At 58.2% G+C, this 26,864-nt stretch carries 25 protein-coding genes; 13 read left to right on the top strand and 12 right to left on the bottom strand.

The window, feature by feature from the left end; all coding sequences use genetic code 11:
- The first annotated feature begins 229 nt into the window (after positions 1-229).
- The 6 genes from rne to solA all read left to right on the top strand — a co-directional run bounded on the left by rne (position 230) and on the right by solA (position 7,660).
- Positions 230-3,913, top strand: coding sequence for a ribonuclease E (gene rne, locus ACL2XQ_RS07305; protein WP_413733138.1), 3,684 nt, complete (start codon positions 230-232; stop codon positions 3,911-3,913).
- Positions 3,914-4,043: 130 nt separating this feature from the next.
- Positions 4,044-5,090 (top strand): dihydroorotase, encoded by a 1,047-nt coding sequence (gene pyrC, locus ACL2XQ_RS07300; protein WP_410015761.1) that lies wholly within the window; start codon positions 4,044-4,046, stop codon positions 5,088-5,090.
- A 123-nt stretch (positions 5,091-5,213) separates the two neighbouring features.
- On the top strand, positions 5,214-5,453 hold the full coding sequence (gene dinI / locus ACL2XQ_RS07295; protein WP_413740508.1) for a DNA damage-inducible protein I: 240 nt from the start codon (positions 5,214-5,216) through the stop codon (positions 5,451-5,453).
- A gap of 179 nt (positions 5,454-5,632) precedes the next feature.
- Entirely contained in the window at positions 5,633-5,902 is a 270-nt protein-coding gene (locus ACL2XQ_RS07290; protein WP_410015762.1) for a hypothetical protein, read from the top strand.
- A 223-nt stretch (positions 5,903-6,125) separates the two neighbouring features.
- Positions 6,126-6,380 carry a biofilm formation regulator BssS gene (gene bssS / locus ACL2XQ_RS07285; RefSeq protein WP_410015763.1) on the top strand — a complete coding sequence of 85 codons (255 nt, stop codon included), beginning with the start codon at positions 6,126-6,128 and terminating at the stop codon, positions 6,378-6,380.
- Positions 6,381-6,541: 161 nt separating this feature from the next.
- Positions 6,542-7,660 (top strand): N-methyl-L-tryptophan oxidase, encoded by a 1,119-nt coding sequence (gene solA / locus ACL2XQ_RS07280; RefSeq protein ID WP_410016582.1) that lies wholly within the window; start codon positions 6,542-6,544, stop codon positions 7,658-7,660.
- Between the two features lie 49 nt (positions 7,661-7,709).
- On the opposite strand, the gene ACL2XQ_RS07275 is transcribed toward solA, so the two are convergent.
- Positions 7,710-8,774: a rhodanese-related sulfurtransferase gene (locus tag ACL2XQ_RS07275; protein ID WP_410015764.1), complete on the bottom strand. Its 1,065-nt coding sequence runs from the start codon at positions 8,772-8,774 to the stop codon at positions 7,710-7,712.
- Between the two features lie 163 nt (positions 8,775-8,937).
- On the opposite strand from ACL2XQ_RS07275, the gene ACL2XQ_RS07270 reads away from it, so the two are divergent.
- The 3 genes from ACL2XQ_RS07270 (at position 8,938) to mdtG (ending at position 12,592) form a co-directional block, all read left to right on the top strand.
- Positions 8,938-10,035 carry an NADH:flavin oxidoreductase/NADH oxidase gene (locus ACL2XQ_RS07270; protein ID WP_413728673.1) on the top strand — a complete coding sequence of 366 codons (1,098 nt, stop codon included), beginning with the start codon at positions 8,938-8,940 and terminating at the stop codon, positions 10,033-10,035.
- 179 nt (positions 10,036-10,214) lie between these two features.
- A complete protein-coding gene (locus ACL2XQ_RS07265; RefSeq protein ID WP_413740190.1) occupies positions 10,215-11,135 on the top strand; it encodes a Kdo(2)-lipid IV(A) acyltransferase in 921 nt (306 codons plus the stop codon).
- 230 nt (positions 11,136-11,365) lie between these two features.
- The gene (gene mdtG / locus ACL2XQ_RS07260; RefSeq protein ID WP_410015767.1) at positions 11,366-12,592 is read left to right on the top strand and encodes a multidrug efflux MFS transporter MdtG; all 1,227 of its coding nucleotides are present in this window, start codon (positions 11,366-11,368) and stop codon (positions 12,590-12,592) included.
- 9 nt (positions 12,593-12,601) lie between these two features.
- Here mdtG and ACL2XQ_RS07255 read toward each other — a convergent pair whose 3' ends face one another.
- Entirely contained in the window at positions 12,602-13,009 is a 408-nt protein-coding gene (locus tag ACL2XQ_RS07255; protein ID WP_413733142.1) for a hypothetical protein, read from the bottom strand.
- 309 nt (positions 13,010-13,318) lie between these two features.
- Here ACL2XQ_RS07255 and ACL2XQ_RS07250 point away from each other — a divergent pair, with 309 nt between their 5' ends.
- On the top strand, positions 13,319-13,699 hold the full coding sequence (locus ACL2XQ_RS07250; protein WP_413733144.1) for a MysB family protein: 381 nt from the start codon (positions 13,319-13,321) through the stop codon (positions 13,697-13,699).
- Between the two features lie 45 nt (positions 13,700-13,744).
- Here ACL2XQ_RS07250 and ACL2XQ_RS07245 read toward each other — a convergent pair whose 3' ends face one another.
- The 5 genes from ACL2XQ_RS07245 to ACL2XQ_RS07225 form a co-directional block, all read right to left on the bottom strand.
- Positions 13,745-13,975 carry a YceK/YidQ family lipoprotein gene (locus ACL2XQ_RS07245; RefSeq protein ID WP_410015770.1) on the bottom strand — a complete coding sequence of 77 codons (231 nt, stop codon included), beginning with the start codon at positions 13,973-13,975 and terminating at the stop codon, positions 13,745-13,747.
- 43 nt (positions 13,976-14,018) lie between these two features.
- Positions 14,019-14,651: a hypothetical protein gene (locus tag ACL2XQ_RS07240; RefSeq protein ID WP_413733146.1), complete on the bottom strand. Its 633-nt coding sequence runs from the start codon at positions 14,649-14,651 to the stop codon at positions 14,019-14,021.
- Positions 14,652-14,840: 189 nt separating this feature from the next.
- Complete coding sequence (mdoH, locus tag ACL2XQ_RS07235) at positions 14,841-17,360, bottom strand: glucans biosynthesis glucosyltransferase MdoH (protein ID WP_413740189.1); 2,520 nt, start codon at positions 17,358-17,360, stop codon at positions 14,841-14,843.
- Entirely contained in the window at positions 17,353-18,921 is a 1,569-nt protein-coding gene (locus ACL2XQ_RS07230; protein WP_410015773.1) for a glucan biosynthesis protein G, read from the bottom strand. Before ACL2XQ_RS07230 ends, mdoH begins: the two co-directional genes overlap by 8 nt.
- 424 nt (positions 18,922-19,345) lie before the next feature.
- Positions 19,346-20,782: a phospholipase D family protein gene (locus tag ACL2XQ_RS07225; RefSeq protein WP_413733148.1), complete on the bottom strand. Its 1,437-nt coding sequence runs from the start codon at positions 20,780-20,782 to the stop codon at positions 19,346-19,348.
- A gap of 253 nt (positions 20,783-21,035) precedes the next feature.
- Here ACL2XQ_RS07225 and ACL2XQ_RS07220 point away from each other — a divergent pair, with 253 nt between their 5' ends.
- Positions 21,036-22,226 carry a beta-glucosidase gene (locus ACL2XQ_RS07220; protein WP_410015775.1) on the top strand — a complete coding sequence of 397 codons (1,191 nt, stop codon included), beginning with the start codon at positions 21,036-21,038 and terminating at the stop codon, positions 22,224-22,226.
- 93 nt (positions 22,227-22,319) lie between these two features.
- Here ACL2XQ_RS07220 and ACL2XQ_RS07215 read toward each other — a convergent pair whose 3' ends face one another.
- The 3 genes from ACL2XQ_RS07215 to ACL2XQ_RS07205 form a co-directional block, all read right to left on the bottom strand.
- The gene (locus tag ACL2XQ_RS07215; protein ID WP_410015776.1) at positions 22,320-22,502 is read right to left on the bottom strand and encodes a hypothetical protein; all 183 of its coding nucleotides are present in this window, start codon (positions 22,500-22,502) and stop codon (positions 22,320-22,322) included.
- Between the two features lie 29 nt (positions 22,503-22,531).
- On the bottom strand, positions 22,532-22,672 hold the full coding sequence (locus ACL2XQ_RS07210; RefSeq protein WP_410015777.1) for a hypothetical protein: 141 nt from the start codon (positions 22,670-22,672) through the stop codon (positions 22,532-22,534).
- 172 nt (positions 22,673-22,844) lie between these two features.
- Positions 22,845-23,027, bottom strand: coding sequence for a DUF2158 domain-containing protein (locus ACL2XQ_RS07205; protein WP_410015778.1), 183 nt, complete (start codon positions 23,025-23,027; stop codon positions 22,845-22,847).
- Positions 23,028-23,395: 368 nt separating this feature from the next.
- Between ACL2XQ_RS07205 and ACL2XQ_RS07200 the strand changes: the two genes are divergently transcribed.
- Positions 23,396-23,854 carry a tail fiber assembly protein gene (locus tag ACL2XQ_RS07200; RefSeq protein WP_410015779.1) on the top strand — a complete coding sequence of 153 codons (459 nt, stop codon included), beginning with the start codon at positions 23,396-23,398 and terminating at the stop codon, positions 23,852-23,854.
- Positions 23,855-23,913: 59 nt separating this feature from the next.
- Here the strand turns inward: ACL2XQ_RS07200 and ACL2XQ_RS07195 are convergent, their stop codons facing one another.
- Positions 23,914-24,609: a phosphohydrolase gene (locus ACL2XQ_RS07195; RefSeq protein ID WP_413722421.1), complete on the bottom strand. Its 696-nt coding sequence runs from the start codon at positions 24,607-24,609 to the stop codon at positions 23,914-23,916.
- Positions 24,610-24,879: 270 nt separating this feature from the next.
- Complete coding sequence (locus tag ACL2XQ_RS07190; protein ID WP_413733150.1) at positions 24,880-25,206, bottom strand: hypothetical protein; 327 nt, start codon at positions 25,204-25,206, stop codon at positions 24,880-24,882.
- A 232-nt stretch (positions 25,207-25,438) separates the two neighbouring features.
- Here ACL2XQ_RS07190 and ACL2XQ_RS07185 point away from each other — a divergent pair, with 232 nt between their 5' ends.
- On the top strand, positions 25,439-26,605 hold the full coding sequence (locus tag ACL2XQ_RS07185; RefSeq protein WP_413733152.1) for a L,D-transpeptidase family protein: 1,167 nt from the start codon (positions 25,439-25,441) through the stop codon (positions 26,603-26,605).
- The last annotated feature ends 259 nt before the right edge of the window (positions 26,606-26,864 follow it).

Genomic DNA, 26,864 nt, shown 5'->3' with positions numbered 1-26,864 from the left:
TTGGCCGGCAAAAGGAATTCGTTCTGGCGACCGTTATCAGACGCTATTCCCGCTGTAAATGCGCTGTCTTTCTCTCTGAAAACAGGCTACCGAAACAATGCGCCCCTCTGCGAGCGACAACCGTGAGGTTGACGGCTCGCGACAAGTCACGGGGCCGTCGGTTATCGCCCGGTCATGCGTTTTTTTGCCCGCAGCTCTGATGCCAATGCATAAAAAAGAGTAAGTTAAGATGAAGAGAATGTTAATTAACGCGACTCAGCAAGAGGAGTTGCGCGTTGCTCTGGTAGATGGCCAAAAGCTGTATGATCTGGATATTGAAAGCCCGGGTCATGAACAGAAAAAAGCTAATATTTACAAGGGTAAAATCACCCGTATTGAGCCAAGTCTTGAAGCGGCGTTTGTCGATTACGGCGCCGAGCGACACGGATTTCTTCCCCTGAAAGAAATTGCCCGCGAGTATTTTCCCGCGCAATACGCCTCCCACGGCCGCCCCAATATCAAGGACGTGCTGCGTGAAGGGCAGGAAGTCATTGTCCAGGTTGATAAGGAAGAACGCGGCAATAAAGGCGCCGCGCTTACCACCTTTATCAGCCTGGCCGGCAGTTATCTGGTGCTGATGCCGAACAATCCCCGCGCCGGCGGCATCTCCCGTCGTATCGAGGGTGACGATCGCACTGAGCTGAAGGAAGCGCTGTCGTCGCTGGAACTCCCCGACGGCATGGGCCTTATCGTCCGTACCGCCGGCGTGGGTAAATCCGCCGATGCGCTGCAGTGGGATCTGGCGTTTCGCATCAAGCATTGGGAAGCGATTAAAAAAGCCGCCGAAGGACGTCCCGCGCCCTTCCTGATTCATCAGGAAAGCAACGTCATCGTGCGCGCCTTCCGCGACTATCTGCGTCCGGATATCGGCGAAATCCTGATCGACAATCCCAAGGTGCTCGAAAAAGCGAAAGAACATATCGCCTCCCTCGGCCGCCCCGACTTCAGCAGCAAAATTAAATTGTACAGCGGCGAAATTCCGCTGTTCAGCCATTACCAGATTGAATCGCAAATCGAATCCGCCTTCCAGCGCGAAGTGCGCCTGCCGTCCGGCGGTTCCATCGTTATCGACACCACCGAAGCGCTGACCGCCATCGATATCAACTCCGCCCGCTCCACCCGCGGGGGCGATATCGAGGAAACCGCCTTTAACACCAACCTGGAAGCCGCCGACGAAATAGCCCGTCAATTACGCCTGCGCGACCTGGGCGGCCTTATCGTTATCGACTTTATCGATATGACCCCCGTGCGTCACCAGCGCGAGGTGGAAAATTGCCTGCGTGAATCAGTGCGCCAGGATCGCGCGCGCATCCAGATCGGCCGCATCTCGCGTTTTGGTTTGCTGGAACTCTCGCGCCAGCGCCTGAGCCCGTCGTTGGGTGAATCCAGCCACCATGTCTGCCCGCGTTGCGGCGGTACCGGCACCATTCGTGATAACGAGTCGCTGTCGCTATCCATCCTGCGCCTTATCGAAGAAGAGGCGCTGAAAGAGAATACCCACGAGGTGCATGCCATCGTGCCGGTGCAGATTGCCTCGTACCTGCTCAATGAAAAGCGTGATTCGGTCAACGCCATCGAGCGCCGCCAGGGCGGCGTGCGGGCGATTATCGTGCCGCACGATCAAATGCAAACCCCGCATTACGCGGTGCTGCGCGTGCGCAAGGGCGAAGAAGCGCCAACCCTGAGCTATCTGTTGCCGCAACTGCACGAAGCGGAAATGGCCCAGCCGTCCGAAGAACCGGCGGCCGAGCGTAAGCTGCCTGAACAACCCGCGCTGGCTGCTTTCGTTATGCCGGATTCGCCGCCGATGTCGCCTGAGCCGGTGATTGAGGAACCCGCGCCGGTAGCCCGGGAAACCGGCGTCAAGGCCGTCGCCAAGCCCGAAAAATCCGCTGAGCCGGCTTCCGCCGGGTTATTCAGCCGCGCGGTAAACCGCCTAAAAAGCTGGTTTAGCGATCCTGAGGAAGATACCTCGGTAAAAACCGCCGAACCGGTCCTGCCGAAGGAAGAGACCCCTGCCGTAGCCGAACCCGCCGAGGCGCCGCGTCGCCAGCAGCAGGATCGCCGCGGCCAGCGCCGCCAGAATGTCCGCCGCGATCGCAACGGCGAGCGTGAGCAGCGCGCGCCGCAGGAAGGACGCCAGCCGCGTGAAGCGCGTGAGCCCCGTGAACCGCGCGAACGCCGCGAACCCCGTGACGATGCGCGTAGTAAAGGCAAACGCCAGAACGCGCCGGTCGAGACCGAGATGCTTGACGCCGTGATAGCCGAGAAGCCGCAGACCGAGGAGGAGCAGACGCAACGCCGCGAACCGCGCGCCGATCGTCCGCGCCGTCGCCAGGAAGACAAGCGCCAGCCGCAGGAAGCCAAACCCCTGCCGGTTGAGGTTGAGGCTGAGCCCGAGATGATCGAGCCCGAAGCCGTAGCCCTGGCCGAACCGGTGAACGATGACGATAAACCGACGCCTATCGTTCCGCGCCGCCAGCGTCGCAATCTGTCCCAGAAAGTGCGGGTCACCGATGACGCGGCCGACGTTACGCAGGTCGCCGCCGCAGGCGAAAGCGTCCGCGAAGACACCGGCTCGCAGCCGGATATCAAGTTCCAGGCCGGCAGCGCGCCGACCCCTGACATCATGTTCCAAACCGAGGACGCTCCGGCGCCCGAAGGGCTGGACAACAGCGCGCAGGAAGGCCGCAACGGCAACGAAGCGGGCCTGCCCCGCCGTTCGCGCCGCTCCCCGCGCCATTTGCGGGTCAGCGGCCAGCGTCGCCGCCGTTATCGTGACGAGCGTTATCTTGGGCAATCGCCGATGCCGCTCAGCGGCGCGGTGGCCTCTCCCGAGATGGCGTCCGGCAAGGTCTGGATCAGCTATCCCATCACGCCTGTCGAACGTTTTGAACAAAACCCGTCGACGGTGACGGAACTGCCGGAACCTGTCGCGACGACCGCGGTAAACGTCATGCCGCTGCCTGAACCGACCACGGCGGGGGCGGAAAACACCGCGCCGCCACAGGTCGCCGATGCTACCGGCAGCCAGGGCGGCGGCAACGAGCACACCCGTGACCGCGACGTGGCCAGCGCCCTCGACAGCATTGTCGACAGCAGCACCGTCGCCGGGCCGGCAGGCGTCGCCACCACCGACGCCCTGGCGCCGCAGGAATTGCCCGCGGCGACCCTGGTTCCGCTTGAGCCGACCCCGGCCCAACTGGCGGCGGCCGATGAGGTACCCGATGTCATCCAGGCGCAAGATCGCGGCGTGGCGCAGGACACCCTGGCCGCAGCCCAACCGGCCGCGTCCGTGGCGGATACCGACGCCGCGTCGTTTGCCACGCTGGCCCCGGATCTGACGGAACAGGAACAGCCGGCAAGCGTAACGCCGCCGGCTGTCGCGAGCCAACCGGCCGTTGTCCTGCTTTCCGATGATATCATTGCCGCCTTGCAGGTATCGCGTCTGTCGCCGCCACGCCAAGTAGCGGAAGCCGCGCCGCTGGTCAGCGCCCCGGTGGCACCGCACGCTACCGTCGCCGATACGCAACCGGCCCTGGCATCCCCGGCGGCGGACGCCGCCGGGGCGCAATCGGCCCACGCGGCGCCGACGCCGGTTGCCGACGGGCAACCGCAACCGGCCCCCGCTATCCCGAACGGACAGCAGGAAGGCCAGCCAGAAGACGACAAGGCGCAGCCCATTCTTAAACAGCATGTCAGCGCCCCCATGACCAAGGCCCCTGCGCCCGTTTACAGCCCGGCCCCCGAGCCTGTGAAGCAGTGGCAGCGTCCGGAGTACCGGTTCGAGGGACGCGGTTCGGCGGGCGGCCACGCGGCCGCAAATCAGGCCGCCGCCCCGGCGACCCGGCCAACGCCGAAGGACGACGACTGATATTGCCATCCAAACCCGCTGCGGCGGGTTTTTTTATAATGCAACTTCCGCCCGATATGCTTATTCTAATACCCCGCCGTTAATCTGACATTGACCCGTTTGTCCGTACTCAATAGCCGGAGCCTTATTCATGACCGCACAGCCGACAGAACTCCATATCCGCCGTCCCGACGACTGGCATCTGCATTTACGCGACGACGATATGCTGCGTACCGTATTGCCTTATACCAGCCGCGTCTTTGGCCGGGCTATCGTGATGCCGAACCTGACGCCGCCGATTACGTCCATAGAGCAGGCCGTTGCGTATCACGGGCGGATACTGGCGGCATTGCCCGCCGGCCACCGTTTCCAGCCTCTGATGACCTGCTACCTTACCGATACGCTGGATAAAACGCAGTTAGTGACGGGATTCCAGCAAGGCGTTTTCAGCGCCGCGAAATTATATCCGGCCAACGCCACCACCAATTCCAGCCACGGCGTGACCAGTGTTCCCGGCATTTACCCCCTGCTCGGCGCCATGGAAGAAATCGGCATGCCGTTGCTGATCCACGGCGAGGTCACGGCGCCTGAGATTGATATCTTCGATCGCGAGGCGTGTTTTATCGATCGGATCCTGGAACCGGTACGCCGGCGCTTTCCGGCGCTGAAAATTGTCCTGGAACATATCACTACCCGCGAAGCGGCGCAGTATGTACTGGCCGCGGACAGCCATCTGGCCGCCACCATCACCCCGCAGCACCTGATGTTCAACCGCAATCATATGTTGGTGGGCGGAGTACGGCCGCATCTCTACTGCCTGCCGATCCTGAAACGCAATACGCATCAGGAAGCGCTGCGCGCCGCCGTTGCCGGGGGCTGCGATCGACTGTTCCTGGGCACCGATTCGGCTCCGCACAGCCGCGACCGCAAAGAGTGCGACTGCGGCTGCGCCGGCGTGTTTAATGCGCCTAACGTTCTCGCCGCTTATGCCACGGTATTTGAGGAAATCGGCGCCTTGGCGCACTTTGAAGCGTTCTGTTCGCTGAACGGCCCACGCTTTTATGGGCTGCCGCCGAACGATGATTTCATTACCCTGCGTCGGCATACCCATCTGCAGCCGGACAGTATTCCGCTGGGCGACGACGTCCTGGTGCCGTTTCTGGCCGGACAGGCGCTGCACTGGTGGGTGGAAGCCTGATGGACGCAAGTCGATGCCGATGGGCTTTATCAGTATCCGCCGTAAAATAAAAGCCTGTTGGCGCTTGCACTGGCGACGGCGACACTGTATAAATAAACAGGCGTTGATACTATGAGAAAAAATATGCGTATCGAAATTACTCTTGCTAAAGCGACACCGCTTCCCGCAGGCGCGCTTGAGGCATTGACCAAGGAATTTACGGCCCGGATTGATAAACAGTTTACTGATTCCCATGTCCAGGTGCGCTATGCGGGCACCAACGGTATTAGCGTTATGGGAGGCAGTAAAGAAGACAAGGCGCTGATCACCGATATCCTGCAAGAAACGTGGGAAAGCGCCGACGATTGGTTTGACTCTCAATAATAAGAAGTTTGTACTGTCGCTTCGCCGGGATTCATTCCCGGCTTTTTTATGCCAAAAATTCTGTTAAACGACGCTTTTAGCGAATTTTTGCGCTTCCCCTATTGGCAAATGCGTTTTTCTGGGCTGTAATCACCCCAAGCAGCGCATTGTGCACAAACCGTCCCGGGGAGAATGCCTATATGATTGCCAATAAACCTGAAGAAGCAATGACGTTCGGCGAACTGCTGGCATTAATTGGCGAGCAGCAGCGCAGGCTTAATGTACTGGAGATCGCGTTTTCTTACCTGTCATTCAGCCTGGATGAAAAAGCCAATCAGTTACTCATCCACAACCTGATGCTGGAATCCCAAAACCAAAACCGCGATGCGATCATGCAAAAATATTTCGCCCAGCTGGCCGAAGAGCTGGCCAAACGCATCGGCCCGGTAATTCCGCCCGCCGCCGTCTAATTCCATCCACACGCCCACCCCGCCCACGGTAGCCAATACGTCGTGGCCTCGCGCTATTTCTGATGACGCGTTTAACGAAATAGTACAAAAGTTAAAAAAAATCGTTCAATTAGCAAAAAAAGTGACAAACAAGGGTATACTTAAATTGCTCGCTAAAATGGAGCCGCACTGAGCCTCAAAGACACTCTTTGTTTTATTAAACGAGTCAGAAAAAGGGGTATTTATGGACAGAAAAAACGAGATAATCCATACCCATCCATTGGTCGGCTGGGACATCAGCACCGTAGACGCCTACAATGCCATGATGATCCGCCTGCATTACATCAATTCCCCCAGCCAGGCCACCGAAGATGCGGAAGTGGACAGAACCCTATGGCTGACCACAGATGTCGCGAAGCAATTGATTTCGATCCTTGAAGCGGGCATCGCCAAAATTGAAGCAACGGAATATCACGATATTGATCACCGAAAACATTAATCTCGACCACTACCCCTCAGGCACCCGCTGCTTTGCACCGGGTGTTTTTTTTATTATGCTGGGGCCATGTTTCCGCCAGATGACAATGCCCTCCTAATTCCAGATTTTTCCCCGTATCCTCGACCTGAGGGTTTGAGCGGGGCCCAGCAGGAAAAATGAGCATGGTATACGATCTGATTATTATCGGCAGCGGTTCCGTGGGTTCCGCGGCAGGGTTTTACGCTACCGAAGCCGGCCTCAATGTGTTGATGATTGACGCCGCGTTCCCCCCCCACCGCGGCGGCAGCCATCATGGCGATACACGCATTATCCGCCATGCCTATGGCGAAGGGAAAAAATACGTTCCCCTGGCGCTGCGGGCGCAAACGCTCTGGGAAGAGCTCTCGGCGCGGGGCGGCACGCCGGTGTTTCACCGCAGCGGCGTACTTAATCTGGGACCGCGCCAGGCGGAGTTTATCAAACGGGCCATCGACAGCGCCCACGCCTATAAACTGCCGTGCGAAATACTCAATGCCGGCCAGGTTGTCGCCCGCTGGCCGGCGTTCAGCCTGCCGGATGATTATCTTGGGGTCTTTGAACCCCAGGCGGGTTATCTCAAGTCGGAGCTGGCTGTGGCCACTTATATCCGCCTGGCCGAGCAGGCTGGCTGCGCCCAGCTGTTTAACTGCGGCGTTACCGATATCAGCCATGGCGCCATGACCTTCGACATCACCACGGTGGAAGGCAGCCACTACCAGGCGCATAAGCTGCTGGTCTCGGCCGGCACGTGGGTGAAAACCCTGCTGCCGTCGCTGCCGGTGCAACCGGTGCGTAAGGTGTTTTCCTGGCATCAGGCCGACGGGCGCTTCAGCGAGGACAATCATTTCCCGGCGTTTACCGCCCTGACGCCGGACGGCAGTCAATATTATGGCTTCCCGGCCATCAAAAACGAACTCAAGGTGGGTAAACACGACGGCGGGCAGATGATCGACGAGCCGGGACAGCGCACGCCTTTCGGCAGCCATGCGGCGGACGGCAATGAAACCTTTGGTTTTCTGCGCTATTTCTTGCCGGGGGTCGGCGTTTGCCTGAGCGGCGAAGCCTGTACCTACGATCTCTCGCCGGATGAGGATTTTATTATCGATACCCTGCCCGGCAACGACGACCTGCTGATCATCAGCGGCCTGAGCGGCCACGGCTTTAAATTCGCCAGCGTGCTGGGCGAAATCGCCGCCGGGTTTGCCGCCGGACGCGAGAGCGGCTTTGACCTTTCACCCTTCCGGCTGCGGCGCTTCGGATAAGGCTTACCCGCCGCTGGCGGGCAGCCCGTGCCTTGCGCCGCGTGCGGCTTTAACGGCCGCCGTTTTCCTCAGGCCGATCCTCGGGGCGGGTCAACGATAAACGCTGCCGCGATTTATTAAAGATTTTCATCCCGTTCTCGCGGCCCGCACGCCGCGCCCGCTGTTCTTCCGGCGGCAGCGCCAGTTCGTCGCGGCAGATGGGGCTGCAGCAGCCTTGATAGCGTTGCGCGCAGTCCGGGCATTGGATAAACAACAGATGGCACCCCTGGTTCCTGCAGTTAACATGGGTATCGCAGGGCGCCCCGCACTGGTGGCAATGGGCGATGACATCAGGCGTAATACGCTCGCCAAGGCGCTCGTCGAAGACAAAATTCTTGCCGGTGAATTTCAGCGGCAAGCCCTGCTCCCTGGCCCGCCGGGCGTACTCGATGATGCCGCCCTCCACATGATAGACATTGGCAAAACCATGATGCCGCATATAGGCGCTGGCTTTTTCGCAACGAATGCCGCCGGTGCAATACATGACGATATTTTTGTCTTTGTCCTTTGCCAGCATCTCTACCGCCCTCGGCAACTGCTCACGGAAAGTATCCGAGGGGATCTCGATGGCGTCCTGGAAATGGCCGACCTCATATTCATAGTGGTTGCGCATATCGACAAATACCGTTTCGGGATCGCCGGCCATGGCGTTGACCTGCTCGGCATTCAGGTAATGGCCGACATTGGATGGGTCAAAGGTCGGATCGCTGATGCCGTCGGCAACGATGCGTTCCCGAACCTTCATGCGCAGCACCCAGAAGGATTTGCCGTCATCATCCAGGGCAATATTCAGCCGCAGCCCGTCCAGGGACGCATCGGCGGCATACAGGGCGGTTTTAAAGGCGGAAAAGCGATTTTGCGGCACGCTGACCTGGGCATTTATCCCTTCAGCGGCGATATAGACGCGGCCAAACACGCGCAACCCCGTCATGACTTGATACAAATCATCACGGAAGGCCCGCGGGTCGGCAATACGAAAATATTTGTAAAAAGAGAGAGTAACGCGCGGCTCGGTTTCGGCCAGCATCAGCGCCCTGAGCTCGTCGTTCGATACGCGGTTATGTAACACTGGCATGGTGTACTTTCCTGTCGCTGGGGAAAAAAGCATTTATCGTTGGTTTAAAAGCACATTAACTTGCTAACGTTACATAATACCATGGTTATGACATAACAAATCGCCATTATAGCGAACATTGTTAATCAAATGTTTATTAGGGTTACTATATAGAGGCAATGTAATGAGCCAGCTTTTCTCCCGCTATGACATCGGCCGGCTTACCCTGGCCAACCGCATCGTTATTGCGCCGATGTGTCAATATTCCGCCGATGAAGGCAAGGCAACCTCCTGGCATCAGATTCACCTGGGGCACCTGGCGCTGTCCGGCGCGTCCCTGCTGATCGTGGAAGCCACCGCCGTCGCGCCCGCGGGGCGCATATCACCGCGGGATCTCGGCCTCTGGGACGACGGTACCGAACAGGCGCTGGCGGACGTGGTAAAAACCGTCAGGCAGCATTCGTCCATCGCGCTGGGGATACAACTGGCTCATGCCGGGCGTAAGGCGTCGACCCGGGTCCCCTGGGAAGGCGGGGACAATATCCATCCCGACGCGGGTGGCTGGCAAACCTTGGCGCCATCCGCCCTTTCGTTCGCCGCGTCCGACTTTCCACCGCGGGCCATGACCGGCGATGACATCGAGGCGCTGAAAGCCGATTTTGTCGCGGCGGCCCTGCGCGCGCAGCGCATCGGCTTTGACCTGATTGAGCTACATGCGGCCCATGGCTACCTGTTGCATCAATTTCTCTCGCCGCTCGCCAACCGGCGTACCGATCAATACGGCGGCAGCCTGGAGAACCGGCTGCGCCTGACGCTGGAAGTCTTCCAGGCGGTACGCGCGGCGGTAGCCGCCGATATCCCGGTGGGCGTGCGTATTTCCGGCTCCGACTGGGTGGAAGGCGGATGGGATATCCAGCAATCCATTGCGTTGGCCAGGGCGCTGCAAGACCTGGGCTGCGACTACATCCACGTCTCAAGCGGCGGATTGTCGCCGCAGCAGAAAATCCCGGTCGGTCCCGGCTACCAGATTCCCTTTGCCCGGCAGATTAAAGAAGCCACCGGCATGAATACTATCGCGGTCGGGCTTATCACCGAACCCGAGCAGGCGGAAGCCATTGTCGCCACCGGCGAGGCGGATATGATTGCCCTGGCGCGCGCCGTACTTTACGATCCCCGCTGGCCCTGGCATGCGGCGGCGAAACTCGGCGCCAAGGTCCACGGCCCCAAACAGTACTGGCGCAGCGAGCCGCATTATGTGAAGGATTTATTTCTCAAGGAATAACCCGGCGGCACAGCGCCGTATGCCCGGCGCAACATGTGCTCACTTGAGAAAATTTAACTTTGTTTGCCGGGCTGTTTATTTCCCCTTTTTGAAAAAGATGCCAGAATAAAATGTAGTATGGCGGAAATATCGTCTTTGGCCGGTAATTCCGCTTTTTACACCTAAGATGCCGAGATCCCATGACACATATTCCAACTTTTAACCGTTCTTTGCTGCATCCCCGTTATTGGATAACCTGGGTTGGCATCGGCCTGTTATACCTGGTGGTATTGTTGCCCTATCCGCTGCTTTATCGTCTCGGCACCAGCCTGGGGTGCCTGTCGATGCATTTTCTCAAGCGCCGCGTCCATATCGCCAGACGCAATCTCGAGCTCTGCTTCCCCCATCTTTCAGGTACGGAAAGAGAAGCGCTGCTCATCAAAAATTTTGAATCCGTCGGGATGGGCCTGATTGAAACCGGCATGGGGTGGTTTTGGCCCGACTGGCGCGTCAAGCGCTTATTTCACGTGTCCGGGTTGGAAAATATCGATCTGGCCCGCCAGCATAACAAAGGGGTACTGCTAATCGGCCTGCATTTTTTGTCCCTGGAGCTGGGCGCGCGCATCTTCGGCATTTACAATCCCGGCATCGGCGTCTATCGCCCCAACAACAACAAGCTGATTGATTGGCTGCAAACCTGGGGGCGCATGCGCTCCAATAAATCAATGCTGGACCGCTCGGATGTCAAGGGCATGATCCGCGCCCTGAAAAACGGCGAAATTATCTGGTACGCGCCGGATCATGACTACGGCCCGAAAAGCAGCGTCTTCGCGCCGCTGTTTGCCATTGAGCAAGCGGCGACCACGTCGGGCACCCATGTGCTGGTCAAACTCGCCAAACCGGCGGTTATCCCTTTTGTGCCGCGGCGTTTACCGAACGGCCGGGGCTATGAGCTGCTTATCCTGCCTGATGAGGACGCCCTGCCCGTTGACAGCGACGTGGCCACGGCGACCCACATGAATAAGGTGCTGGAGCAGGCCATCCTGCTGGCGCCCGAGCAGTATATGTGGCTCCACCGCCGCTTCAAGACCCGGCCGCCGGGCCAGCCGTCGCTATACTGACGGCGAAGCGGCGGCGCTGTCCGGACACCCGTTTTACCCGCGGGCGTTGCGGCTGCCAAGGACGCCGAGCGCGGCGTTTTGCCCCCGCCGGATGGTGCAAAACATGCCCCGCAAATTGCCCCATGCCCCGTTTGAGCGCATACTTTCACGCTACTGCTCAATTCCCGGCGAGAACGCCTTCGTGCCCTGTCAACGTAACTGACCGCCGTTATCTTTGTTATTAGGATGTTATGACGCCGGTACCGGAACCCATCAACTGGAAACGTAATCTGTATATTGCCTGGCTCGGCTGTTTTCTCACCGGCGCCGCCTTTAGCCTGATCATGCCTTTTTTACCGCTCTATGTTGAAATGCTCGGCGTAACCGATGCCCGGGAACTCAATATCTGGTCGGGGGCGGTATTCAGCATTACTTTTCTGTTTTCGGCCATCGCGTCCCCGTTCTGGGGCGCGCTGGCGGACCGGAGGGGACGTAAGCTGATGTTGCTGCGTTCGGCGCTGGGCATGTCGATCGTGATGGTGCTGATGGGCATGGCGCAGAATGTGTGGCAATTTTTGATCCTGCGGGCGCTGCTGGGCCTGTTGGGGGGATTTGTGCCCAACGCCAACGCTCTTATCGCCACCCAGGTGCCGCGCAATAAAAGCGGGTGGGCCCTGGGCACGCTCTCCACCGGCGCCGTCAGCGGCGCGCTGATTGGCCCGCTGATAGGCGGCCTGCTGGCGGACCATTACGGCCTGCGGCTGATATTTTTTATCACTGCGCTGGTCTTGTTTATCTGCTTTATCACCACGCTTATCTATGTGCAGGAGCGCTTCACGCCGGTGCTGAAAAAGGACATGCTTACCGCCCGGCAGGTGTTTGCTTCGCTGAAAAAACCCCGCCTGGTGCTGAGCCTGTTTGTCACTACCATGATTATCCAGGTGGCCACCGGCTCCATCGCGCCCATCCTGACGCTGTATGTCCGCGAACTGGCGGGCAATATCCAGAACCTGGCGTTTATCAGCGGACTGATTGCGGCGGTACCTGGCGTGGCGGCCCTTATCAGCGCGCCGAGACTGGGACGCTTGGGTGATAAAATCGGTCCGGAGCGGATATTGATCGCCATGCTGGGGCTTTCCATCGTACTGCTGATCCCGATGGCATTCGTGCAGTCTCCCCTGCAATTGGGAATACTGCGTTTTTTGCTCGGCGCCACCGACGGCGCCCTGCTGCCCGCGGTACAGACCCTGCTTATCTATAACTGCACCAATCAGGTCGCCGGCCGGATATTCAGCTATAACCAATCTTTCCGCGATGTGGGCAACGTCAGCGGCCCGCTGATCGGCGCCGTCGTCTCCGCCAGCTACGGCTACCGCGCGGTATTTTGCGTAACCGCGCTGGTAGTGTTGTTTAACGTGGCCTATTCATGGTGGAGTTTGCAATACGGCCCGTCCCGCATACGCATACCCGGTGAATAACGCCAGCGCTTAGCCGGCTGACGCCGGCGGCGTATCCGTGGCCGGATGAGGCCCCTTGTCCATCGGATGTTCGGGTACGCGCTCCACCGAAACCCGCACCCGATAATGGCCGCCGTTGGCCGCCGGTAAAATGCCGTTAAGCTTTTGCAGGGTGTCGGCCGGGTTATCGGTTTGCACCGCCGCGCAGAACAGTTCCCCGCCGCGGCAGAAGCCCGGCTCATGCGGCGGCAGCCGGCCCGGAGGCTGGAATAGCATCGGCATCGGATAACCCGCGCCCGGTCCTTCCTGGTGCATGGCGGCGGCGGGCTCCTGGTCCGGCGCCGCGGGCGCGGCCAGGACGGAAAAACTCAGCGCGGCGACAGTGCAGGCCAGAGCGGGCAGCGCGGCGCTTAACAATGATTTACGGCTAGCAGACATGCTTTTTACTCCTTAGGACGATTCCAGCTTTTACTGTAGCGCGTGCCGGTCCGCCGCAAAGCCTTTCCCGCCCGTTTTTGCCAAACCTTTACCTAACCTTCACATTTCATGCAGTGTCTTACACCCCGTAATGCCTCCATTACGCGAACCGTTGCGTGTCGCCGTAGCGTTTTCCCCGTCTTTGACCCGCTAGCAAAGATTGATATCCATTCCGACTTGAAAGTTTCCAGACTGCGACAACAATTACTGTTAGGCCCGAACAGGGCGAGGCGACAGTCAGACCACACCGACGATCACAGGAGAGCCATAATGAGCATGTACGCAACTCTGGAAGAAGCCATCGATATGGCGCGGGAAGAGTTTATCGAGTCTTCCCGTGAAAACAGCAATGACGATGAAGACCCTGCGGTACATCAGTTCAGCCTGCAAAAATATATCATGCGGGACGGCGAGATTATGTGGGAAGCTGAATTTATGGCCGATGAAAACGAGGCCGCCGAGGCCCTGCCGTTTCGCATCGGTGAAGCCGCCCAGGCGATTTTCGACGGTGATTTCGACGAAGCGGAGCTGCGCGCCGAATGGCAGGAAGAAAACACGCTGCACGAATGGGACGAAGGTGAGTATCAGTATGAGCCGTCATTGGACACCGAGGAGGGACAAGCCGCCGCGGACGAGTGGGAGGAACGTTAAACCCACGGCCAAGCCCGTGGGGAAAATCCATCGGCGGCGCGGCGACTAGCGATAGGGGCCGTGCCGCATATCCACCGGCAGCAATATCGTGTCCACCACCATCGACAGCGGCAAATCGATGATGGTGATATATTTCCAGGGCGTATCGCGCAAATCCCACTGCACGCCGGGGTAATATTGATGGCCGTGGCCTTGTCCCGGAAACGTGCGGCTGATGATGCTGCCGCAACCGGTCAGCAGGAACAGGACTAGCGTTAACAGCAAAATCCTACCCATAGCGAGGTGTCATCCCTGTAGAGCCGGTAGCGGGCGGCGGGTGTTATACCGGCCGGTGAGGCTCGGCACGGCCGGATCGCTGTTTATCCAACGTATAGGATAGGGTCGCCAGCAGGCACAGGCAGTAGCCGAACAGTTCGCTGCCCTCCTCCACGGCATTTTTTATCGCACGCAGGTAATTCTCATCCAGCAACGAGCGCCAAAGCCCGCCGATGCCCATCAGGCGCGAGAATACCAGCACATTCAGCAGGCCGGCGCAAACCAGGCCATAACTGGGATGTCCGAAATATCCCGCCAGTCCGCGCAGCGCGCGTTTAGCATCCGCGGCGGCAAAGGCCAGGCAAACCAGCGCAATCGCCGTGGCCACCCAAAACCACGAACCGTGGCGGATGGCATCAAAGGCGAAATCCATTTCACGCACCAGCATACAGGCAAAGAACCCCGCCACCAGCAGGCTGCTGGCGCGTAACGCCGGATTGCGCATCAGCCACAGGTGCAGGGCGACGATGGCCGCCAGCACCAATTCCTGGGCGACTTCGGTCAGGGAGGACTCCTTGACGATATCATGCAGGAAGTGGAGATCGATAAACAAAAATGACGTAAACGCCGCTACCACCGCCGCATATAAGACAAAGGAGCCCATTTTTTTGAGTATAAACAACATGTCGTATTGCATCAGGCGCCCCGTTATTCCGCAAAGGCCAAAATTTTAGCGGCGAGCGGCGCCTTCCGAGTAGCAAATAATGCTAACGCCGTCTTATTTTTGCCCGATGAAACCGCCGGTTACCGTAACAGGCGTCATCGCCGTTATCAGGACAAAAAAAAACCGCCCATCAGGGCGGCTTAAGTATAGGACGGGAAGACGTTAACTTTTCTTCCAGGCCAGCCAGGTTTCCGGCCGCGACCATACGCGCAAATGCAGACGCGACAGGACCACCGGATCGCTTATCACGGCCAGGCGCTGCGGACCACTCATGGCGTCGGGACCGCTTTGCAGGGCCAGTTGCACATGCTCGTCACGCACGCGCTCGATAGCCTGGCTGATACCGTGCCGCGCAGTGGCCATTCCCACCGCCAGGGCATTGTAAGCCGGATCGACCACCGCATGGCGGAAACCGTCGGCCAGCGCCCGCGCCTGGTTGCGCCGCAAATAGGTTTCGGTATCGACCAGTTCCTTCGGCGGCGAGTATTCCTCGGGGATCAGGAACAGGCTGACGCGCTGTGAGGCCAGGCCGAGATTGGCCCGGCTGGAGAATACCGACACCCAAGGCGACAGGATCAGCGAAAACACGATGGGCGACAGCCACCAGAGAAAACGCAAATCCAGCCAGGCCATGCCGCTGGCCCATACCAGCCCTAACAACATCTGAGGACCGTGGCGTACAAAGGATTCGCTCCAGGGCGTGGCGTCATCGTCACGCTGCGGGGAGTTCCACTGTACCGACCAGCCCAGGAAGGCGCTGACCACGAATACGGTATGGAACAGCATGCGCACCGGGGCCAGCAGCACGGAGAACAGCATTTCCAGCAGCATCGAGCAAAACAGGATAGCCGCCCCGCCATACTCCTTGGCGCCCTTGGCGATGATCAAAATAACGCTGAGCAGCTTGGGCAAAAACAACAGCACCATGGTGGTGGAGAACAACGCCACCGCCAGTTCAGGCCGCCATTGCGGCCACACCGGGAACAGCTGGCGCGGCTGGAGAAAATACTGCGGCTCCATCAGGGTATGCACCACCTGCAGCGCGGTGGACAGCGCCAGGAACATAAACCACAGCGGCGCCGATAAATAGGACATGACGCCGGTCAGGAATACCGCCCGGTGAACCGGATGCATGCCCTTCACCAGGAACAACCGGAAATTCATCAGGTTCCCCTGGCACCAGCGCCGATCCCGCTTAAGTTCATCCAGCAGATTGGGCGGCAGTTCCTCGTAGCTGCCGGGCAGATCATAAGCTATCCAGACCCCCCAGCCGGCACGCCGCATCAGCGCCGCCTCGACAAAGTCGTGCGACAGTATCGAGCCGGCAAAGGAGCCTTCACCCGGCAGCGGCGCCAGGGCGCAATGCTTGATAAAAGGCTCGACGCGGATAATGGCGTTATGCCCCCAATAATGGGACTCGCCCAGTTGCCAGTAATGCAGCCCGGCGGTAAACAGTGGACCGTAGACCCGGGTGGCGAACTGCTGGCAGCGCGCGTACAGCGTGTCCATGCCGGACGCCTTCGGCGCGCTTTGGATAATGCCGGCGTTCGGATTGGCTTCCATCAGCCGCACCAGGTTGGTCAGGCAACCGCCGCTCATAACGCTATCGGCATCCAGGATCACCATATAGCTGTATTGCTTGCCCCAGCGGCGGCAGAAGTCGTCAATGTTGCCGCTTTTACGTTTTACCCGCCGGCGGCGGCGGCGGTAGAATATGCGGCCGAATCCGCCGGTTTCCTGGCAGAGTTCCATCCATGCTTTTTGCTCGGCGATGCAAATGTCGGCGTTATAGCTATCGCTCAGGATATAAACGTCGAAATGCTCAATCTGTCCGGTCGCTTCCACGGATTCGTAGGTGGCGCGCAGACCGGCGAACACACGCTCCACGTCCTCGTTACAGATGGGCATGATAAGCGCGGTGCGGTGCTTGGGATTGAGCGGTTCGTCGCCGGTGGTGCTGGCGGAAATACTGTATTTATCATGGCCGATCAGCAACTGCAGAAACCCCATAAGGGCGGTCCAGAAACCGGCCGAAACCCAGCAGAATAATATCGCGAACAAGATCAGGATGCCGCTTTGCAGGATATACGGCAGCAGTTGCAACAGCGATCGCAGCCAGTCCTGGTTCAGCATATCCATAGGATCGATCAGCGCCCAGCCCTGATAAGGAAGAATAGTCTTCATATACCATGTGGCGATGGCGGTCTGGAACAGCGTCAGCGCCAGCAGGATATAACGGCGTATCGTCCCTACCCGGCGCCAGTTGCCTTCTTCGCGGGCCGCTTCCTGCTTGTGGCGCGGCGCACGGGTGTGGCCGCGCATCGCGTCCCAATAGCGCACGATGGGGTTGGTCAGCCAGGGTTCGGGAAACATCGGCGTGCGGGTAATGGTGGGCATGGCCTTGATGGCGGTGCGCCCCTGGCTATCCTCCACCACGACATCGTCGCGGCTGGCGGCGTCCGGCCAGGCCATTTTCAGCCTGGACTTTACCGAGTACAGCGCCGCGTTGTCTTCATCTGCGGGAAGGTCGATACCGGGGGCGGAACCCCCGAGATCAACATGCAGGGATGCGAGGGACTGACTGCCATCCGGCGGCACCTGTGCGCGCAAAGTGCCTTTTTGCTCGGCAGAAAGGGGCAAAGCCTCGATATAATCGAGGCCGGGTTCAGTTAAATTATTCATTGGCAGGTAGCAAGTAGCTCCAGGTTTCGGTCAATGTCTTATCGCCGTTCACCAATGCGGCGCGCATCTCGGTGGGTTGTTTTTCATCTTTCACGCGCAGGCGCAGTGTCAGACGCCAGCCGTGCGTCACTGAATTATAGCGGACATTGTTTTCGACCACTTCGGCATTATCGCCCACGCTGATTTGCGAGGCCACCGGGGTATTGTCTGGCAGATCCCGCAATGGCTGCCCGACAAAATCCACCTGGAACGCGGTGGTGCCGTCCGGCTGGCGAATCAGGTTGGACTGCTTGACATCCCCGGCGGAACGCAGGGTTTGTTTCACATAGGCGAACTCGGGAGTGTGGATTTTATCCTCATCGCGGGAAAAGTGCATCCGGTAGGCGATATCAAAGGGTTTGCCGACTTCCGGCAATTTTTCCGGGGTCCAGAATGCCACGATATTGTCGTTGGTTTCATCGGCGGTGGGAATCTCCACCAGTTCAACGTGCCCTTTGCCCCAGTCACCGTGCGGTTCAATCCAGCCGCTGGGACGCAGATCATACCGATCGTCCAGATCCTCATATTCGGAGAAGGAACGGCCGCGCTGCAATAAACCGAAACCACGTGGGTTTTCCACCTGGAAAGTGCTGACGGACAAATGCTTGGGATTATTCAGCGGGCGCCAGATCCACTCGCCGTTACCGGCATGGATGGACAACCCGTTGGAATCGTGCAGCGCCGGGCGATAGTTCATGGTAGGCGAAGGCTGGTTAGGTCCAAATAAAAACATGCTGGTCAGCGGCGCCAGGCCCAGCTTGCCCACTTTATCACGCAGGAAAACCCTGGCCTGCACATCGACGCTGGTATCGCGTCCCGGATAGATGACAAACCGGTAAGCGCCGGTGGCGCGCGGTGAATCCAGCAGGGCGTAAAGCACCAGGTGTTTATCGTTCGCCTGCGGCCGTTCAATCCAGAACTCACGGAAACGCGGGAACTCCTCGCCCGAAGGCAACGCGGTATCAATGGCCAGGCCGCGGGCGGATAACCCATAGACCTGCCCTTTGCCGATAACGCGGAAATAGCTGGCGCCCAGCATGCTGGCGATTTCATCGCTCTTGTCGGCCTTATTGACCGGGTAGAGGATCTTAAACCCGGCGAAACCCAGGTTCTTCACCAGTTCGGGATCATGATTCACCGAACCAAAGGTAAACAGGTCCGGAGTATATTTAATCTCGGTGACTGCGGAGGACGTCACTTCGTTGATTTTTACCGGCGTGTCGAAATACATCCCCTGATGGTAAAACTCCAGTTTGAACGGGGTCTGCTGATCGTGCCAGTATGACTTTTCATGGTTGAATTGAATCTGCTGGTAATCAGCAAATTTCATTTCACGGAATTGAGAAGGCAAATTGCTTTTAGGCGCCTCATAACCTTTACCAGCCAGTTCCTGCGCTTGTTTAGCCACATCGTCAATAGTAAATGCCCATGAAGGCAAAGCGTATAACGACAACAACACCGTTGCTCCCAGCAAACGGAGACTCGCTTTGGGTAACTTGACGAAAAATTTATTATTTGGCACATCCCCCCCTATGCGTGTGCTCTTAATCATTCAAAGCAATTTTAATTGATAAATCACTTCTCGGACAGCACGGTACAGCGATCGTTCCTCACCTTTCCCTTACCGGGTCAGCGTTTGATCAATAGGCTATAAAGCAAGCTCATCTACCGGTAAAAGATAGTCTAAAACAGCACATTCCAACAATCGGTACCGCCCGCTGATTTTACCTGACCCACCAGCGGGGGGTTAATCATTTTTGACATAAACGCAAAGTTATTAAAAAAAGAGGACCTTAAAGCCGCTGAATGCCCCTTAACCGGGGAAAAGGCGCGGGCGGCCTTTCCCACCGACCGCGCCCTGGCGGCAAATTATTTTATTTCACCGGTTTTATAGGAAAAATCTTATTACATTGTATTAGCCATATTGGCCGCTTTCCGGCTGCCGATTATAATAGCCAATCGACCGGCAAATGATAAAGCGCGCGAATAAGCCAGCGCTCCACTATATTGGTGGCCGGTTCCCGCCGGTGAATCACCTCGCGCTCCCCTTGATATTCGCGCCAATACATTTTTCCCTGTTCATCCAGGCAAACCTGGTACGCATTCTGGCGCAGGGTGCCGATAAACAAGCGGTGTATGGTTTCGGCCAGCTCTTCGCTGCCGATAACAAAGCCCATTTCGGTATTGAGCATGGCGGAGCGGGGATCAAAATTAAATGAACCGACAAAAACCTCCCGGCTGTCGACGCTAAACGTCTTGGCATGCAGGCTGGAGCCGGATTTACCGGTCAGGCCGCGGTCCCGCGGCTGGTGCTGTTCCGAACTGTTGCGTTTCAGTTCATACAGCTCGATGCCATGGGTCAGCAACGCCCTGCGCCATTTGGCATAACCGGCATGCACAATCGCCACGTCGTTGGCGTTAAGGGAATTGGTCAGAACCGCAATTTTCACCCCTTTGGCGGCGAGTGCGGCCAACTGCTCCACCCCGGCCCTGGTGGGCACAAAATAGGGTGAAATAATATCCAGGCGTTGTTCCGGTTCATCAATAACGCTTTTTATCCGGCTGGTGAGCAGGCCATGATCGGCAACCTGCCCCAGGGCTTTGGCCGGGTCGTCGCTGAGCAGCCGCGTCCTGGCCCAGATAAAAGGCAGGCTGCCGGCCTGCAGCTGGACAAAAAAATCCGCCCTCTCCAGTCGTTTGACATAACGTTCGGCGTGGGGATTTAAACTGATCTGTCCCATCATGCTGCTGATGCTGTTCTTGCCGCCCAGGCGGGAAGAGCGTACCGCGCGCGCCACAGGGCAAACCGAAGGGCAATCCCAATAGCGCTGGAAATCGCGTCCCACCTGCTCCACCACCGGCCCTATCGCCAGCACGTCGAGATCGGTAAACAACTGTTCGCCGCCGGCGCTGAAATAGGCATCGCCCACGTTGCGGCCGCCGATGATCGTGGCCTGGTTATCAACGGTAAAACTTTTATTATGCATGCGCCGGTTCAGGCGCGAAAAATCGGTCAGGTAGGAAAACGCCCGCACCGTGCGGGTCTGGAAGGCGTTGAACAGACGGACCTCGATATTCGGATGCTGGTCGAGGGCCAGCAAAATCTGGTCCAGGCCGCGGGTATTGTTATCGTCAAGCAGCAACCGTACCTTGACGCCGCGATCCGCCGCGCGCTGCACCACGCTATACATCAGCATGCCGGACATGTCCTTGTTCCAGATATAATATTGCAGATCCAGGGTCTGCTCGGCCAAATCGGCAAGCTTCATGCGCGCGGCAAAAGCATCCAGGCCGTCCGACAGCGGATAGATGCCGGATTGTTCGGGGTGGACGTGCGTCAGACGCGAAATGGCTTGGCCGATACGCGCGTTAAGTCGCTGCATAAAAAAAGCCCGAAGAAAAAGAAGAGGCCATAATACTCCATGTCAGTATAAAGGAAGACATTTCATCATAGCCGCGCCCCGGACAATTGCCTGCCCGGATGATAATGATGGCGGTTGTGCGCCCGCTAAGTTTGTAATGAGGATCGCAAAGTAGGCGATAGCCAGAACCTTATTGATCGTAACCTGTCTACTTTAAATGATATGTCGTACGGCCTCGGTAGGTAAAGGCTGTCATGGAAAGGGGGGAAGTCCGATGCAAGATCAAATCACGCATGAAATACCACCCATGTATAAACCGTCGCTGTTCCAAAGCTTCCTGCAGGGGGGCTTTGACTGCTCGACCGAGGTGCGCGGTGACGGGCGCCGCCTGGACCTGATTCTCTCCAGTGGCCATGAGATGCTGGCCGCGAAGGACTATGCGCAGCTGGCGGAACAGAACCTCACCACCGTGCGCGACGGCCTGCGCTGGCATTTGATCGAAGCGGTTCCCGGCCAATACGACTGGTCGAGCTTTTTGCCGATGCTGCATGCCGCGCAGGTGAACCACGTCCAGGTGATTTGGGATCTGTGCCATTTCGGCTGGCCGGACCATGTCGATGTATGGCAACCCGACTTTATCGAGCGCTTTGCGCGTTTTGCCGGCGCGGTGGCCGCGCGGGTGCGCGACGAAGGCATCGCGGCGCCCTGTTATACGCCGATAAACGCCATTTCTTTCCTCGCCTGGGCCGGCGGCGACATGGCGCATATTCAGCCCATGGCCGCTAATAAAGGCAAGGCGTTGAAAATACAGTTGGTCAAGGCGACCCTGGCCGCCATTGACGCCATTCGCGCGGTGGACCCATCGGCGCGCTTCCTCCAGCCTGAGCCTGTGGTGCATATCAATGCGCCCGAGGGCATGCCCGAGCAGGAATTGGATGCGGAAACGCTGCGGCTGGCCCAGTTTGACGTCTGGGATATGCTCAGCGGCAAACTGCGGCCGGAGCTTGGCGGCGGCCCTGGCTACCTGGATATTCTGGGCGTTAATTACCGCCCCGGTAACCAATGGTTCCACCAGGGCGGGGCCATCGATTTCGAAGACAGCCACTACCGGCCTTTCGCCACCATCCTGCGGGAAATCTCCCAGCGCTATCAGCGGCCGCTGCTTATCGCCGAAACAGGCGCGCAAAGCGATATGCGCGTACCCTGGATGCGCTATATCTTCGAGCAAACCGTCCTGGCCATGAAAAACGACGTGGCGGTGGAAGGGATTTGTATTTATCCGGTGGCGGACTACCGTAGCTGGAGCGGCGAGAAGCATCAGCCGTTCGGGTTGCTGGGCATGCAGGATGTCAACGGCTGCCGTTCGCTCTATGAACCCCTGGCGCTGGAAATTCGCAGCCAGCAGATACGCCTGAAAGGCCTGCTTGAAGATAGCCTGCCTGATGAGCGGGCCATGCCGGCCTGATGCAGGGGCGAACACGCATGCCGGCACGGCGCGTGGCCGGATAACCGGCTGGGCGCCCTTGCCGGCCGCCCCTTCCCGCCGGCAAGGGGCGGATTAAAGCGAAGATTCCGCCCGTGCGTTAGCGTTATAACAGGCGCCGGCATCCACCGCGGGGGGGTTATGCCTTACGTCATAAAAATAGGCGATGCCGAATAATACCGACACCACAATTAAGACCGATATTAACAACCCGATAATGGCGATCAGTTTGGTATCATCCAGACTGCTGTTTTCCATGTCTGTTCCCTCCATTTGCCGCTGCGGACTTAAATAATCCACAGCGTCACTACCATGACAAAGCTGATAAGCGTACCCGCTGCTATGGCCAGTACCGCAATCGCGAACTGAGCGTCACCCAGCGTTTCCCGATACGCCCTGTCGCGCTGAACAAAACGGCTCTTTTTCACACGGGTTTTTTATTCTACAGAATATTAACAAGAAGACCTGCCGGGGTAACCTGGCGGCAAACCGCTTATAAAATAAGCGAATCATTGATGCGATGCAAGGGACAACGTCCGCAGCGCCGCGTGAATTATCCGCGGGGCCGCGCCGGGATGCGGCGCCGCGGACAGGCTGATGTCAGCAAACCCCGAAGTCGCCGTCTTCCTTATACAACGATAGCTCTTCCGGTTTGAACTGTTTCGCGTTCTCCACGCCGGAATCCATCATGCCGCAGAATACGATGCCGTTTTCTACCTTAACCACGCTCATTGCCGGTCCGCCTTTAATCGGCTGGACCACATCGCCGGTTTCAAAAGCCATATCACTCCTCCTCGCCCGTGGGCGGTTATCGGCCGGGCCGGGGATGGGCCAGGCCGGCTGCCTGTCCTTCCAGCGTACAAGCCATGATGGCATACGTCAAAGGCCCAAAGGGTAAAAGAAATTGAAGAGACACAAGCTCAACGCGAACGCCTTGCCCATATGGGTTAAAACCGCTGTTGCGCCTTACACATGCCTTATATTGGGAATGGCACGCTATAGTACTTTTTAAAATGAATTTTTTTGCCGTGAATTTTTGATGACAAGTTGATAAATTAGCCCGATACTTAACGCCTATTCACTATTATCCGGTGATGCGGCGGGCCAGTAGCCTACCGCATAACGCAGCGATAACTGACCCTGACGACGCCATGATCCAGAAAAATAAATACTCAACCGATTTTGCCAATGCCAAGCTTGATAAACAGGGCATGGCGCTGCATTCCGGCTGGATTGTCGCGTACTGCGCCCATCCGGTGACGCGGGAATATCTTTGCGCCACCGTGGAACATCTCTGCGCCGGGGCGCGACTGCCCGCCTTTAGCTATCAGGACAAACCGGTATTGCCCGCAGCCAATATGGCGCTGGTCAGATCGCTGGACGGTAAGCGTTGGGAGGCGGTGGCCGATTTACGCGGCCAGACCGCTTATCGCATTAGCGACGGAGTGACGATCCGCATTGATTTCCTCACCGCGCTGCCGCCGTCAATGACGCTGCTGGCGCCGTTAAATAGCACCGATCGCTGGGATGGCGATAAATGGATCGATTCCAGCCTGCTAATGCCGCACCTGCCCAAGATCGTCAGTCGTCCTCCGTTACTGCTGAAATAGCGTTTCCCCCGGCGTCCGGCTCATGGCGAACCGCGCCGGAGAACCGGCGGCCCCGGGGGCTATGACCGCACACGAAAACGCGCCAGGGTCTCTTCATCCAACTGGTAGTACTCCCCTTTCAGCTCCGCGCACAGCTTACTCATAAACGTGACCAGATAATCAATGTTGTAGGCCGCCATTCTGCGCCCCATCTCCGTTTGCATGCTATCGGCCAGGGTCAGCAATTTGGTTTGGAAATGATCAAAGGTATAACTGGTATCGTCAAGCGGGCGATGCAGGGCCAGCGGGTCCTCCGCATGGAACAGGCCGCGGCCCAATTGCCCCGCCACATGAAATACCCGCGCCAGGCCGATGGCGCCCAACGATTCAAGCCGGTCGGCGTCCTGGACGATTTTCGCCTCCAGGGTCTCGGGCGTGATGCCCGCGCTGAAGCTATGGGCCTCGATGGCATGGGCTACGCCCGGGTAAGCGCCGGCCGGAAAATCCGGAAAGTGCTGCGCCAGGATCCTTATTGTTTCCCGGGCGGCTCGCCTGGATGCCAGATGACGATCCGGATGGTTTTTCGGCAGGTTGACCACATCATGAAAATAACACGCCGTTAGAACGGTTAATTCATCGGCGGCCGAGAGATGCATTATCTTCTGGGCGGTATGCCATACGCGGCTGAAATGGGCGAGATCGTGCGCTTTATCGTCTTGCGGAAAGTGTTTCTCCAAATACTCTTTAAACCGGCGTTCCCATTCGTGCAGTGCCATATTTCCTCCTGCCAGCTATTAGACGCTTATTATATCCCGTGCTGATGCCTCTCCCGATGATTTCCCGCTCCAGGCCCGCCCGCTGCCGGGAGGCCCTGTGCCGTCGACCCACATCCTGTTTAATCGGGGGGTTAATAGTAATAAGCCACATCCGGCGCCGCGCTTCAAGCATTAAACTGAAGGAGCGCCGGCGCGCAATAACCGGATGTCATTGCCCAGCCGCCAGTATCCGGGCGATAAAACGTCCCGCCATCGCCACGGCGTCCGCGTTCAGACTATGGCCCAGCCCGGGCAAAATATAGGAGGCGACGTCCACGCCCAGTCCACCCGTCCCGCCAGGCCGTGTTCCGTCATCAGCCGGCTCAGGGTGGCATCGAATGCGGGCCTGACCGCCGGTACCCGTTCCGGGCGATTTTGTTCCGTGACGCCGGTAATGCTGAACCATTGGCGGCCCGGTCCCTGTTCAAAAGAAAAAGGCGCGTCCGGCGCCGCAAACGCCGTTTCCGGCAGATTTGGCCGCCAGATGCCGCCCAACGGCGCCATACCGTCGCCTTGACTTCCCATGCCGTGCAGCATGATCACCACATGTTGGCTCATGGATAATGCTCTTATTTTCTCTGTAACCCGCTGTAAGAAAATAACAATATCCAAGGCGCGCGGGGCCATGTCCCAGCGCCGCGCCGCTTGCCGCCAGCAGACTGCTGTACCCAAGGTTACACATATTATTTCCCTCTTTGGCCGTTGTGAACATATAATGCCCATCCGGTCATCCGCGAGCCGGAATAAACTTTCCAATTACTGCCAGTGTGGCGATAACATCTGACTAACTATGAAAATGAATATGCGTGCAATCTTTACGGTAATTCTGGCAATGGCTGCCTTCAGTCACTCAGCCTTTGCCGTGGTATACCCTCTTCCGGCCGGCACCAGCCGCCTGGTAGGGGAAAATCTGGAAATAGCCATCCCCCAGGACAGCAAGTTACCGCTGGAGCATTTTGCCGCGCAGTTCCAGATGGGCCTGAGCAATATGATCGAGGCCAATCCGGGAGTCGACCCCTTCCTGCCGTTGCCGGGCAGCAAGCTGATTATTCCCCATCAATTGATTTTGCCCGATACGCCGCATGAGGGCATCGTGGTAAACAGCGCGGAAATGCGTCTTTATTACTACCCCAAAGGCACCAATACGGTAGTTGTATTGCCCATCGGCATCGGCGAACTGGGCAAAGATACGCCGGTTAACTGGGTGACCAGCGTACAACGCAAGAAAAATGGCCCAACCTGGACGCCGACCAAGGCGATGCATGCGGAATACGCGGCGCGCGGCGAAACGTTGCCCGAAGTCTTCCCGGCCGGCCCGGATAATCCGATGGGTTTGTATGCGCTTTATGTCGGCCGCCTGTATGCCATCCACGGCACCAATGCCAATTTCGGCATCGGCCTGCGCGTGAGCCACGGCTGCGTACGTTTGCGTGCCGACGATATCAAATATCTCTTCGATCATGTCCCGGTCGGCACCCGGGTGCAATTTATCGACGAACCGGTTAAAGCGACCGTTGAACCTGACGGCACCCGTTATCTCGAAGTGCATAATCCCCTGTCTTCCACAGAAGAGCAGTTCAATTCTAACGAGCCGGTGCCCATTACTCTGCCGGTGAGCGTGAGCAAAGTGCTGGTCGACCAGGTCGTCAATCAGGATTTGGTTAATGCCGCCCTGCAAAATCGCGCCGGCATCCCGGTAAACGTATCTGCCGCCACAGCCACCCCGCCGGTGGTGATGCCAGTTGCCGCACCGGCGGAAAATACCCCGGCGGCGGCACCGGATTCCGCCCAAGGCTCCGGCGCATCGGCGTCCGGCGCCACGACGCCAGCCCCGGAGGCGGCGCCGGCGCCCATCACCGCGCCTGACACCAACACCCAGGCCGTCGCGCCCGACTCAGCCTCTGCGGTCACGACCGCGCCAGCAGGCCAAACCCAGCAGACCGGTACGATTAACTAAACCGCCCCGCGGCAACCCTGGCATGGACGCCGGGTTGCGCGCTTTTGCTTGCCCCCGAAAAACCCCTCGTTAACCACGTCGCTTTGCCGATGTTAATAAAACCTGCGCTGGATAATCGCGATGTCATCACTGCGGGTGAACATTGCCGGTAAATTTAATTTATGGATTAGTGGGAGAGAGATTAACCGCAAGCCAGGCGCGCGGCCCATAGCCACGCCGGCGCACAACCCCGCGGTGAATCGCCCCTTCATGCCTGTAT

Origin of the sequence: Sodalis sp. RH14, assembly GCF_047324285.1 — a bacterium.
Classification (GTDB): Bacteria; Pseudomonadota; Gammaproteobacteria; order Enterobacterales; family Enterobacteriaceae; genus Acerihabitans.
Note: the sequence above shows the minus strand (reverse complement) of the source record. Positions and strands in the feature narration are given on the sequence as shown.